Origin of the sequence: Streptomyces azureus, assembly GCF_001270025.1 — a bacterium.
Classification (GTDB): Bacteria; Actinomycetota; Actinomycetes; order Streptomycetales; family Streptomycetaceae; genus Streptomyces; species Streptomyces azureus.
In genome coordinates this window covers 1-12,580 of sequence record NZ_DF968269.1, presented here as the reverse complement: position 1 = coordinate 12,580, position 12,580 = coordinate 1, and the positions used below count along the sequence as shown (strand labels likewise).

General features: G+C 73.4%; 7 protein-coding genes and 1 pseudogene. 5 read left to right on the top strand and 3 right to left on the bottom strand.

The features are described from left to right. Positions 1 to 1,631 (top strand): glycogen debranching protein GlgX (gene glgX, locus AOQ53_RS16945; protein ID WP_059418216.1); only part of this gene is annotated, 1,631 nt, incomplete at its 5' end. A gap of 139 nt (positions 1,632 to 1,770) precedes the next feature. Beyond that, positions 1,771 to 4,140, top strand: coding sequence for a malto-oligosyltrehalose synthase (treY, locus tag AOQ53_RS16940; RefSeq protein ID WP_059418215.1), 2,370 nt, complete (start codon positions 1,771 to 1,773; stop codon positions 4,138 to 4,140). 207 nt (positions 4,141 to 4,347) lie between these two features. Here the strand turns inward: treY and AOQ53_RS16935 are convergent. Then, positions 4,348 to 5,265: pseudogene (locus tag AOQ53_RS16935) on the bottom strand (LysR family transcriptional regulator); the annotation flags it as partial. Positions 5,266 to 5,352: 87 nt separating this feature from the next. On the opposite strand from AOQ53_RS16935, the gene lpdA reads away from it, so the two are divergent. Together lpdA and AOQ53_RS16925 are read left to right on the top strand one after the other, a co-directional pair. Beyond that, positions 5,353 to 6,792: a dihydrolipoyl dehydrogenase gene (gene lpdA / locus AOQ53_RS16930; protein ID WP_059418214.1), complete on the top strand. Its 1,440-nt coding sequence runs from the start codon at positions 5,353 to 5,355 to the stop codon at positions 6,790 to 6,792. Between the two features lie 174 nt (positions 6,793 to 6,966). Continuing rightward, positions 6,967 to 8,217 carry a M14 family zinc carboxypeptidase gene (locus AOQ53_RS16925; protein WP_059418213.1) on the top strand — a complete coding sequence of 417 codons (1,251 nt, stop codon included), beginning with the start codon at positions 6,967 to 6,969 and terminating at the stop codon, positions 8,215 to 8,217. Between the two features lie 32 nt (positions 8,218 to 8,249). On the opposite strand, the gene AOQ53_RS16920 is transcribed toward AOQ53_RS16925, so the two are convergent. Further along, positions 8,250 to 9,602 carry a M14 family zinc carboxypeptidase gene (locus tag AOQ53_RS16920; protein WP_059418211.1) on the bottom strand — a complete coding sequence of 451 codons (1,353 nt, stop codon included), beginning with the start codon at positions 9,600 to 9,602 and terminating at the stop codon, positions 8,250 to 8,252. A gap of 215 nt (positions 9,603 to 9,817) precedes the next feature. Continuing rightward, positions 9,818 to 10,369, bottom strand: a complete 552-nt coding sequence (locus tag AOQ53_RS16915; RefSeq protein WP_059418208.1) for a DUF1707 and FHA domain-containing protein — start codon at positions 10,367 to 10,369, stop codon at positions 9,818 to 9,820. Positions 10,370 to 10,543: 174 nt separating this feature from the next. Here AOQ53_RS16915 and treZ point away from each other — a divergent pair, with 174 nt between their 5' ends. Beyond that, entirely contained in the window at positions 10,544 to 12,289 is a 1,746-nt protein-coding gene (gene treZ, locus AOQ53_RS16910) for a malto-oligosyltrehalose trehalohydrolase (RefSeq protein WP_059418207.1), read from the top strand. The last annotated feature ends 291 nt before the right edge of the window (positions 12,290 to 12,580 follow it).

Sequence of the window (12,580 nt, the reverse complement as noted above, 5' to 3'; positions counted from 1 at the left end):
TGCCGGAGGAGCTGCGCGGCACCTACGCGGCCCTCGCCCACCCGGCGATCATCGAGCACCTCACCGAGCTCGGCGTCACGGCCCTGGAGCTGATGCCCGTACACCAGTTCGTGAACGATCACCGCCTGGTCGACATGGGCCTGAACAACTACTGGGGCTACAACACGATCGGTTTCTTCGCCCCGCACAACGCCTACGCCTCATGGGGCGACCGCGGCCAGCAGGTGCTGGAGTTCAAGTCGGCGGTGAAGGCCCTGCACGAGGCCGGGATCGAGGTGATCCTCGACGTGGTCTACAACCACACGGCCGAGGGCAACCACCTGGGCCCGACCCTGTCCTTCAAGGGCCTGGACAATTCGCGCTACTACCGGCTGACGGACGACCCCCGCTACTACATGGACACGACAGGGACCGGGAACTCCCTGCTCATGCGGTCCCCGCACGTGCTCCAGCTGATCATGGACTCACTCAGGTACTGGGTCACTGAGATGCACGTCGACGGCTTCCGGTTCGACCTGGCGGCGACGCTCGCCCGGCAGTTCCACGAGGTGGACCGGCTGTCGTCGTTCTTCGACCTGGTGCAGCAGGACCCCGTGGTCTCGCAGGTCAAGCTGATCGCCGAGCCGTGGGACGTCGGCGAGGGCGGCTACCAGGTGGGCAATTTCCCGCCGCTGTGGACCGAGTGGAACGGCAAGTACCGGGACACCGTGCGGGACCTGTGGCGGGGCGAGCAGCGCACGCTCGCGGAGTTCGCCTCGCGGCTGACCGGTTCGTCCGACCTGTACCAGGACGACGGGCGGCGCCCGCTGGCCTCCATCAACTTCGTGACCTGCCACGACGGCTTCACACTGCACGATCTGGTGTCGTACAACGACAAGCGCAACGAGGCCAACGGCGAGGACAACCGGGACGGCGAGAGCCACAACCGGTCCTGGAACTGCGGCGCCGAGGGCGATACGGACGACCCGGACGTGCTGCGGCTGCGGGCCCGGCAGATGCGCAACTTCATCGCGACACTGATGCTGTCCCAGGGCGTGCCCATGATCAGCCACGGCGACGAGTTCGCCCGCACCCAGCGCGGCAACAACAACGCCTACTGCCAGGACAACGAACTGGCCTGGGTCGAGTGGCCCGAGGAGCCCGAGGAGGGAGAGGACGCCGAGGGGGGCCTGAGCAGGGAGCTGCTGGCCTTCACGCGCGCGATGGTGTGGCTGCGCCGGGACCACCCGGTCCTCCGCCGCCGGCGCTTCTTCCACGGCCGGCCCGTGGAGGGCACGCACGACGATCTGTCCGACATCGCCTGGTTCACCCCCGAGGGCCGGGAGATGACCCAGCGGGACTGGGACTCGGCACGGGTCTCGGCGCTGACGGTGTTCCTCAACGGCAACGCGATCTCGGAGCCGGGCCCGCGTGGGGAGCGCGTCACCGACGACTCGTTCCTGCTGATGTTCAACGCGTCGCCCAAGCCGCTGGAGTTCCTGGTTCCGGTCAACCACGGGCGGCAGTGGCAGGTGGTGGTCGACACGGCCCGCGCTGACGGTGTGCCGCCGGGGACGGGCCCGAAGGTGCAGGCCGGGGACCGGCTGACCCTGGCCGACCGGAGCATGACGGTGCTCCAGAGGCCCGTGTAGCAGCCCCGGCGGCCCGTACGGCCGCCCTTGTCGACGCCATCGCCGCGTCGCCCGGAAAGAGCCACTCGTCCGGGCGACGCGCGACGCACCTGGCGCGGACGATGACACGAATGGCGGCGGGGCGGGTACGTAGGTTTGCATGACACCTGAGCGACCTGACCCGGTGGTGCCCACGGCCACGTACCGGCTGCAACTGCAGCCCGAGTTCCCGTTCGGGGCCGCGGCGGCCGTCGTGCCGTACCTGGCCTCGCTCGGCGTCTCGCACCTGCATCTGTCCCCCGTCCTGGAGGCGGTGCCGGGCTCGATGCACGGCTACGACGTCGTCGACCACGCGCGCGTGCGCGAGGAACTGGGCGGCGAGGAGGGACTGCGCGCGCTGGCGCGCACGGCGCGCGAGCACGGGCTCGGCCTGGTGGTGGACATCGTCCCGAACCACATGGCCATGGCCCCGCGCCACAACCGCGCCCTGTGGGAGGTGCTCCGCGAGGGCCCGAAGTCGCCGTACGCGCGCTGGTTCGACATCGACTGGGAGGCCCAGGACGGCCAGGTGCTGCTGCCGGTGCTCGGCGGACCGCTGGGCGAGGTGCTCGGGGAGCTGCGCGTCGACGGTGACGTCCTGCGCTACTACGACCATGTGTTCCCGCTGCGCGAGGGCACCGAGGACCTGCCGCTGCCGCACCTCCTGGACGCGCAGTGGTACCGCCCGGTGTGGTGGCGGCTGGCCCGGACGGAGCTCAACTACCGGCGGTTCTTCAGCATCTCGGAGCTCATCGGGGTGCGGGTGGAGGACCCCGAGGTGTTCGAGGCCACCCACGACAAGATCCTCCAGCTGCTCCACGAGGGAGTGATCGACGGGCTGCGCGTCGACCATCCCGACGGGCTCGCCGACCCCGACGACTACCTCCGGCGGCTGCACGAGGCGACCGGCGGCCGCTGGACGGTCGTGGAGAAGATCCTCGCCGACGGTGAGCACCTGCCGGCCGCCTGGCCCGTCGCGGGCACCACCGGCTACGACGCCCTGCGGCACGTGGACGGGCTCTTCACGGACTCGGCCGGGTTCGGGGACCTCCTGGGTCAGTACCGGCGGTTCGCGGCGCCGCAGACGGACCGGGGCGGGCAGTGGGAGGCGACGGTGCGGCGGGCGGCGTACAAGGTCCTCACGCACGAGCTGGCCACCGAGACCGACCGGCTGGTGCGGGTGGCGGCCCGGCTGTGCGCCACCTCGCCGGAGCCGGCGCTGCGCGACCGCGCGCCCTGGGCGCTGCGCACCGCGCTCCAGGAGCTGCTGGTCCGGATGGAGGTCTACCGGCCGTACGAGTCCGCCGACGCGGCGTCCGTGGTCACCGAGGAGGCCGCCGCCGAGGCCCGGCTCGCCTTCGCCGTGCCCGAGGAGGCCGGCGCGGTGGACGTCGTACGGGACCTCGTGCTGGGGCGGTACGGCGACGGGCCCCCGCAGGTGGAGTTCCGGACGCGGTTCGCCCAGACCTCGTCGGCGCTGCGCGCGAAGTCCGTGGAGGACACGGCGTTCTACCGCTATGTACCGCTGCTGTCGGCGACCGAGGTGGGCGGGGATCCCGGCCGCCCCGCGCTGTCGCCGGAGGAGTTCCACGCGTACTGCGCGCGCGTGCAGCGCGACTGGCCGGTGACCGGGACGGTCGCCTCGACGCACGACACCAAGCGCAGTGCCGACGTCCGGGCGGCGCTGCACGTGCTCACCGAGTGCCCGGACCGCTGGGCGGACGTCCTCGCCGAGGTGACCCGCACCGGCGAGGGCGTGCCGGACGCGCAACTGGCCTGGGCGGCCTGGCAGACGGTGTTCGGGCTGGGCCCGGCGCCGGGGGTCGGGGAGCGGGTGCAGGGGGCGCTGCTGAAGCACGTGCGCGAGGCGGGGCTGTACACCAGCTGGACCGAGCAGGAGCCGCCGTACGAGGAGGCGGTGGCGCGGTTCGTGGCGGCCGGGCCGTGCGGGGCGCCGAGCGCGCGGGTCGCCGCCTTCCGGGACTCTCTCGCACCGCACATCCGGGCGAACGTGCTGGGCACGGCCCTGGTCCAGCTGACGATGCCGGGCGTGCCGGACGTCTACCAGGGCACGGAGGCCGAGTACCGGGCGCTGGTCGACCCCGACAACCGGCGGGCGGTGAGCTTCCCGCCCGAGGAGTCCGGCACGACGTCCGGGGAGAAGGCGGCGGTGACGCGGGCGGCCCTGGGGCTGCGGGCGCGACGGCCCGACGCCTTCGGCGACACGGCGACGTACATGCCGCTGCCCGCCGAGGGACCCGCGGCACAGCACTGCCTGGCGTTCGTCCGCTCCGGCGAGGCACTGACGGCCGTCACCCGCCTGTCCCTCCGGCTCGCGGAGGCGGGCGGCTGGCAGGACACCCGGCTATCGCTGCCGCCGGGACGCTGGGCGGATGTCCTGGAACCAGGACGGGAGTTCGCGGGGCACGCGCGCGTGGCGGAGTTGTTCGCGGGGCTGCCGGTGGCGTTGCTGGAGCGGGTGGGCGACTGAGGCCGGGCTGATTGCGGCGGGGCAGGGCGGGAGGCGAGGGGCGCTGCGAGCGAGCACGCGAGGCACCGCACCCCAGGGCAAGCGAGGGTGCGGGGCGCGGCAGCGCGACACGGCAAGCGAGCACGCGGGCACCGCACCCCAACACGGCAAGCGAACACGCCGCACCACGGCACGGCGAGCCAGCACGCGGGCACCCTCAGGACAGTCCTCGTACGCTCGCAGCGGCGAGGCGGGGGCAACGCGCGGGTGAGGCCACACCGACCGCAGCAGGTTCACGAAGGCCTCGGCCGCCCCGGCCGGTGGCAGGCGGGAGAAGACCGTCAGCGTGCGCTTCCACGGCGGGTCGGGTACGAGGACGACGCAGCCGTCGCCGACCGCGTCGCGGACGAGGTGGGCGGGCGCGGCGCAGACGCCGACACCGGCGGCGGCCATGCGTACCGCCGTGGAGGTGTGCTCGGTGAACACGGCGGTGCGCGGGGTGAAGCCGGCCCGGCCGCAGGCCCAGTCGAGGAAACGTTCGCCGTGGACGACGGGTTCCATGGCGCAGCGCACCCAGGGGCGGTCGGCGAGTTCGGGCAGTGTCACCGTCGTACGGCCGGAAAAACGGTCGTCGAAGGGCACCACGAGGACGATGTCCTCCTCACCGACCGGCACGACGGTGCCCGGCCAGTCGGCGGGCGCCGGACCGACACCGAGATCGGCGGTGCCGCACTCGACCTGCTCCTCCAGGGCCTCGGAGGTCGCGTACTCGTGGAGGTGCAGCAGCACGCGCGGATGGGCGGCGTGCCAGCGGGCGAAGACGTCCGGGAGGACACCGACCGCGACGGAGTGGACGGCGGCGACATGCAGTTCGCCGCCCTCCGCACCGGCGGCGGCGCGGGCCGCGCGGCGGGCCTGCGCGGCGCTGCGCACGGCGAGTTCGGCGTGCGGCCGGAAGGCGCGTCCCATCGGGGTCAGGCGGACCCCGCGCGGCATGCGCTCCAGCAGCGCGCCGCCGACCGACCGTTCCAGGGCCTTGATCTGGTGGGAGAGCGCGGGCTGCGAGACGTGCAGGAGCTCGGCCGCGCGGGTGAAGGACGCCTCCTCGACGACCGTCAGGAAGTACTCCATCTGCCGCAGGCTCATGTGCGGCCCCTCCCATAAACACCCTGCATCGATCCCACAAGAACATTGCCTTGGACTCATGGCAAGGGCCGGGCGGAGGCTGAGTGCATGAACTCACCGGACGTCATCGTCATCGGCGGCGGCACGGGCGGTTACAGCACCGCCCTGCGCGCCGCGGCCCTCGGTCTGGACGTCGTGCTCGTCGAGCGGGACAAGGTAGGCGGGACGTGTCTGCACCGCGGCTGCATCCCGAGCAAGGCGATGCTGCACGCGGCCGAACTCGTCGACGGCATCGCCGAGGCACATGAACGCTGGGGCGTGAAGGCGACGCTGGACGCCGTCGACTGGCCGGCCCTGGTGGCCACGCGCGACGACATCGTGGCCCGCAACCACAGGGGCGTCGAGGCGCATCTCGCACACGCGGGCGTGCGGGTGGTGAAGGGCAGCGCACGACTGACGGGGCCGCGCTCCGTGCGGGTCGAGGGCGTGCACGGCGAAACCGGGGTGGACGGCGAACCCGGCGTGTACGACCTCTCCGCGCGCCGCGGGCTCGTGCTCGCGACCGGCTCACAGCCGCGCACGCTCCCGGGGCTCGCACCGGACGGGCGGCGCGTGGTGACGAGTGACGACGCGCTCTTCGCGCCCGGCCTCCCGGCGTCCGTGCTGGTGCTCGGGGGCGGCGCGATCGGCGTGGAGTACGCCTCGTTCCACCGCTCTCTGGGCGCCGACGTCACGCTCGTGGAGGCCGCCGAGCGGATCGTGCCGCTGGAGGACGCCGATGTGAGCCGGCATCTGACCCGCGGCCTGAAGAAGCGCGGCATCGACGTGAGGGCCGGCTCCCGGCTCCTGGACGCCGAGGTCCTCGACGACGGGGTACGCGCACGCGTGCGTACGGCCCGGGGCGAGACCCTCACGGTCGAGGCCGAACGGCTGCTCGTGGCGGTCGGGCGGGCCCCGGTCACCGACGGCCTGGACCTGGCCGCCGCGGGTCTCACCACGGACGGGCGCGGTTTCGTCGTTCCGGCCGACTGGGACCGGCTGGAGACGGCGGTGCCCGGCATCCACGTCGTGGGCGACCTGCTCCCGCCGCCGTCGCTCGGACTGGCCCACGCGTCGTTCGCGGAAGGGCTGCTGGTGGCCGAGACGCTGGCGGGCGTGCCGTCCGCGCCCGTGGACTACGCGGCCGTGCCGCGGGTCACGTACTCGTCGCCACAGACAGCGGCCGTCGGTCTGAGCGAGGCCGAGGCACGCGCGCGTGGGCAGGAGGTGGAGACCAACAGCATGCCGCTGACCGCCGTCGCGAAGGGCATGGTGCACGGGCAGGGCGGCATGGTGAAGGTCGTCACCGAGGCCGGCGGCGGACGCGTACTGGGCGTACACCTGGTGGGCCCGCACGTGTCGGAGATGATCGCCGAGAGCCAGCTGATCGTCGGCTGGGACGCGGGGCCGTCCGACGTGGCCCGGCACGTCCACCCGCACCCGACCCTCTCGGAGGCGGTCGGCGAGGTGTTCCTGACCCTGGCCGGACGCGGGCTGCACCAGCAGTGACAGCGCGCCTGTGACGCCACGACCGGCGGCGGGGCGGCGCACCGCCCAGGACATCTCGCCCCGCCCGGCCGGCCATGCTTCCGGGTTCCCCTTGGAGCCTCCCCGGTCGCGCCCTTGACACCGCACCATGGCCGTGGGGTACTGCGATTGCGAACTCGGGCGGATGTGACGGGGGTGAGTGTCCTGCCGGAGCTGCGCTACCTGACGGTGGCCGAACAGGTCTCTGCTGCCCAGGCGTTGGCCGCTCACCGACCCGGGGTGTGCAACCTGCGGCAGGTGGGTCTCTCGCGCGCGGGCAGACCTTTGCACCTGCTGTCGGTGGGCCGCGCCCGCCGCGCCGTGCTGGTGGTCGCCGGCGCCCACGCCAACGAGCCGACCGGCTCCTGCACGCTGCTCGCGCTCGCCCGACGGGTGCTGGAACAGCGGGAGTTGCGCGACGGCATCTCCTGGCACTTCCTGCTGTGCGCGGACCCCGACGGGGCGAGCCTGCATGTGACGCCGGCGCCGCGCAGCCTGTTCGACTACCACCTCGGCTTCTTCCGCCCCGCGGGCCCGGAGCAGCCGGAGTGGGCGCCGTCCGTACTGCCGCCCGACCGGCTGCCGCCCGAGACCCGGGCCCTGACCGGCGTCATCGACGAGCTGCGCCCCTACCTCCAGGTGACCCTGCACGGCACGGACCTGGGCGGCAGCTGGGTGCAGTTGACGAAGGACGTGCCCGGGCTGGCCGAGCCGTTCGCCAAGTCCGCGGCCGAGTTGCACATCCCGGTGGAGACCGGCGCCTCGGACGCCGCGGGCTGGCCCGCGTCCGGGCCGGGGGTGCACGTCATGCCCGCCCCGGAGGCAGGACCCGCGTATCCGAGCCTGCCGGACGACGCGCGGCGCAGCACCTGGTACCACGCCCACCGGTACGGCGGTCTGACCGCGGTGGTCGAGGTGCCGATGTGGGCGAGCGACCTGGTGGACGACCCGGCACCGCACCCAGCTCCGGCGGCGGCGATCGGGCGGCTCGCCCGCCGGCTGCAACGGGACGCGCTGGAGGTGACGCGGGTGCTCGACGGCGCGCTGCCCCAGCTCGCGGACCTGGACGGGCCGTTGCTGCGGGCCGCGCGGTGGGGGCTGGAGCTGGTGCCGGGGCTGGCCGACGACCTGGTGCGCACGCCGCCCGCCGACCGCACCAGGGCGTATGTCGGCAGTGTGGACGCGTTCGTGCGCCGCGTGCCGCTGCGGGCGGCGGCCATGCTGCGGCGGGTGCTGCGCGGAACCGACGACCGGGCGGCCGAGCAGCTGGAGGAGCTCGTGGCGACCTGGAGCGACGCTTTCGCGGAACGTTTCCGTGCCCGCTGGGTGCCGTTGGAGCACCAGGTCGAGCACCAGTCCCGCACGGTGGTCGCCGCGGCGCTGCACGCGCGCGAGGGGGCGCCGTAGACACCAGCCCCGGCCGCGCCGTCATCGCGGTGTCAGTCCCGCTGCATCGGCACCGCCGCCCCCGACTCCCACCCCGGCTCGCCCGAACGGGAACCCGCGCGCGTATGCCGCGCGGCCAGTTCGAAGGCGGAGAGCACGACGCGCGCCTGGTACTCCGCCTGGCGTGCCACCGGGATCCAGCGCGCTCCGCAGCCGTCGCGGTAGTCGGCGCACCACTCGTCGATCAGCCGGTCCAGCTCCGGCAGCGCCCCGGCCGGGTCGCGCCCGGAGGCCCGCACGAGCTGGTGCAGGAGACCGGCGGTGCGCAGGGCCAGCCGTCGCCCGGAGATGCGCAGGGCGGCGAGGTGGGCGGTGCTCAGCGGCGGAAGGGGGTGGGCCGCGCCGTCGCCGGTGTCGGGGTCCCAGGCGTCGGCGAGGCCGGGGCAGACCAGTAAATAGTCGTCGACCGGAGCGAGCAGCCGCGCCGCGTCGGGCACGGCGGCGAGGTGCGGCCGGATGCGGGCCAGGAGGTGCCGCAGGAGCCCCGTGTCCTGGCGCAGGGTGCGGCTCACGGCCCGCAGCACTCCGTCCCGGTCGGCGGGCGGGGAGGCGTCCGACACGGCCGCCACACCCCACATGGGCGCCTCGACGACCGCCGTGAGGGTGCCGTGCCGGTGCGGATGGAACCACGTCGACTCGACGGCGGCCTCCGTTATGGCCGCGGCCAGATCGGCCCGGCGCGGCGGGGGTATCCGGTAGACGGCGGGTCCCAGGCCGGGCCAGTGCAGGGCGTCGTAGGCGCCGAGCTCGCGGGGGATGCCGAGCCGGGCCGCGGTGTGTGCGACGCGCTGGGCGAGCCCGGGCAGGTCGTCGGTGAGCTCGACGAAGCCGCCGCCGACGTCCACGCCGTGCAGGGAGCACTGGAGGAACGGCCGCAGTTCGTCCTGGACGTCGAGCAGGGCACGGGTCTCCGGCAGGGCCGCGCCGGCCGCGCCGTCGGGCAGCCATTCGGGCTGTTCCAGGAAGCCGGGCCGGAAGAAGTTCCGGAAGTACCGGCCGAGGGCGTAAGGGCCGGTCAGCCAGCCCTCGTTGCGGCGCAGCCCGTCCGGGTCGAGGCACAGCAGCAGGTTCCAGGTGGCGTCGGCGCCCTCGGTGAGCCGCGGGTCGGCCAGCGCCCGCTCGGCCAGACGCAGCACGGTGGCGCCGCCCACGGGTTCGTTGGCGTGGGGGCCGGCGACGACGAGCGCCTGGCGGCTGCCGTGGCCGACGGAGAGCAGCCACATGGGCGTGCCCGCGCGGGACGTGCCGATCCTGCGCAGCCGGGCCTTACGCGGGTGGCGGGCGACGAGGGCGGCGGCCCGGACGCCCAGTTCGTCGACGGTCGGGTAGCGCGGGAGGGGCGGCAGAGCACACCTCCCCGATGCGGCGCCGTCGCTTCACCAGCTGTACATGGCGTACGCACAGTCAGTCACGACTTCTGGGGTACGTCAACACCGCGGAGCGCAACGGGTTTTGAGCCACCCCTCACGGATCGACAGCTGGTAAATCCAAGGCCAGAGCTAAGGTATGGCTCGGTTTCCGGTCAGTTGGCCGCGTTCCGGTACTCGGTCGGGCTTCCCGGTCAGTCGGCCGCCAGCCGGAACATCATCCGCCCGAACCCCACCTGATCGCCCTCGCGGACGACGGCCGCGCCGACCACGCGCCGTCCGTTCACCGTGGTGCCGTTGGTGGAGCCGAGGTCGCGCAGGACCCACATGCCGCCCTGGTGGCGGAGTTCGGCGTGGACGCGGGAGACCGTCTCGTGGTTGAGGCGCAGTCCGCTGGCGGGATCGCGGCCTATGCGCAGCGGATGGCCGTGCGCCGGGTGGGGCAGCAGCAGCTTGGGCAGCTTCTCGGCCTGCCATGCTCTGCGCAGCCGTACGGTGAACCCGGAGACCGCCTCGACGGTGCCGAACACCACGCGGGAGAACCGGCTCTCCGTGGGCAGGTCGGCGGTGAGCACGGCGAGCTCGTCCGGGCGGCGGGCGGCGAGCGCCAGTTCCATGCGGCGGATGAACGTGTCATGGGACAGGCGGCCCATGGCGACGCCGTCACGGAGCACCTTCAGCGCCCTGTCGCGCTCCACGTCGGAGAGCCGCGCTGGGTACGTGTTGAACTCGAAGGACGACGTCACGCTCGTGATTGTCGGGCAGCGCGGCCGGGCTGTCCAGAAAACGGGAAAACGGCCGCCACGCGCCCGGATCCGCCGGGACCCGCCGCAAATGGGTGGATGCGCCAGCGGATTGATCGCGTTTTGACGCACCATGGACGGGCTACATCACGGTGAGCAGACGAAGGGGAACCGCCCGTGCAGTTCGAGGTGTGGGCACCGCAGGCAGGCCGTGTGACGCTCCAGTGCGACGGCGTCACACGCGCGTTGGAGCGCGATCCGGAACGGGCGGGATGGTGGCGGGGCGAGGCGGACGCGCGCGACGGGTCCCGGTACGGCTTCGCGCTGGACGACGGCCCCGTACGGCCCGATCCGCGCTCGCGCCGGCAGCCGGACGGCCCGGACGGGCTGAGCGCGGTCGTCGACCACGAGCGGTACGAGTGGCGCGCCCAGTGGCAGGGGCGGCCGCTGCCCGGCGCGGTGCTGTACGAGATGCACGTCGGGACGTACACCCGCGAGGGCACCCTGGACGCGGCCGCCGAGCGGCTCGGCCATCTCGCCGAACTGGGCGTCACGCACGTGCAGCTGATGCCGCTGTGCCCCTTTCCGGGCACGCACGGCTGGGGCTACGAGGGCGTCTCGCTGTGGGCCGTGCACGAGCCGTACGGCGGGCCCGAGGCGCTGAAACGCTTCGTCGACCGGGCCCACGAACTCGGCTTGGGCGTGGTGCTCGACGTGGTGCACAACCACTTCGGCCCGTCCGGGAACTACCTGCCCGTGTTCGGGCCGTATCTCACGGACAGGCATCACACGCCCTGGGGCGCCGCGGTCAATCTGGACGCGCCCGGCTCGGACGAGGTGCGCGCCTTTCTCATCGGCAGCGCGCTGGCGTGGCTGCGCGACTACCGGATCGACGGGCTGCGCCTGGACGCGGTGCACGCGCTGGTGGACACGCGCGCGCTCCACTTCCTGGAGGAGCTGTCGACGGCCGTGGACGGCCTGGCCGCCGAGGTGGACCGGCCGCTGTTCCTGGTCGCGGAGTCGGATCTGAACGACCCGCGGCTCATCACCTCCCGGGACGAGGGCGGCCTCGGGCTGCACGCGCAGTGGAACGACGACTTCCACCACGCCCTGCACACCACGCTGACCGGCGAGTCGCAGGGTTACTACGCCGACTTCGCACGCGCTCCCCTCGCCGGGCTCGCCAAGACCCTCACCGGCGGCTACTTCCACGACGGGACGTACTCCAGCTTCCGGGAGCGGCACCACGGCCGCCCCCTGGACCGTACGCGGGTGGCCGGGCACCGGCTGCTCGGCTACAGCCAGACCCACGACCAGGTGGGCAACCGCGCCCAGGGAGACCGCCTTTCGTCCCTGGTCTCCCCCGGGCTGCTTGCCTGTGCGGCCACGCTGATGCTGACGGCCCCCTTCACGCCGATGCTCTTCATGGGCGAGGAGTGGGCGGCGGGCACGCCCTGGCAGTTCTTCACCGACCACACCGACCCGGAGCTGGCGGACGCGGTACGGCGGGGCAGGCGGCGGGAGTTCGCCGCGCACGGCTGGAAGGAGGAGGACGTTCCCGACCCGCAGGACCCGGCGACCCGGGACCGCTCCTGCCTCGACTGGTCCGAGCCGGAACGCGAGCCCCACGCGCGCGTGCTGGCCTGGTACCGGCGGCTCCTCGCCCTGCGCCACGAGCAGCCCGACCTGACCGATCCCGACCTCGCCGACACCAAGGTCGCCTACGACGAGGAGCGCCGATGGATCGCCTTCCGGCGCGGGGACGTCCTCGTGGCCGTGAACCTGGCGCCGGAACCGGCCGCGCTGTCGCTCGGCGTCCCGCACGCGCGCGTGCTGGCCGCGTGGGAGCCGGTGGAGACGCCCGGGGCGGACGGGGTGGTGCACGTGCCCGGGGAGTCGGGTGTGGTGCTGTTGCAGGAGTGAGGTCCCCCCGACGCCTACGACGCCCTGCTGGCGCCCGGTCCGCCAGGCCCTGTCGTCATTCCCGCCTGCCCCGCGGCGTCAGGTGCGTGCTCTCGCCGCACCGGGCACAGACCCACGTACAACCAGTACAAGGGCCTGCGCCCGGCACACCGAGAGCACGCACCTGACGCCGCGGAGCCCGCCCTTCGGGCGGACGACGGGAATGTGACGACAGGGCCTAGAGGCAACGCCGTTCAGTTAGGGCGGGGCTGGGGGTGTCAAGGGCCGCTCGTGAGCATGGCGATGCTGATG

What these genes read in the sequence shown, in the direction of transcription:
- lpdA (WP_059418214.1), top strand. Translation starts at nt 5,353, where the DNA reads ATGAACTCACCGGACGTCATCGTCATCGGCGGCGGCACGGGCGGTTAC.
- treY (WP_059418215.1), top strand. Translation starts at nt 1,771, where the DNA reads ATGACACCTGAGCGACCTGACCCGGTGGTGCCCACGGCCACGTACCGG.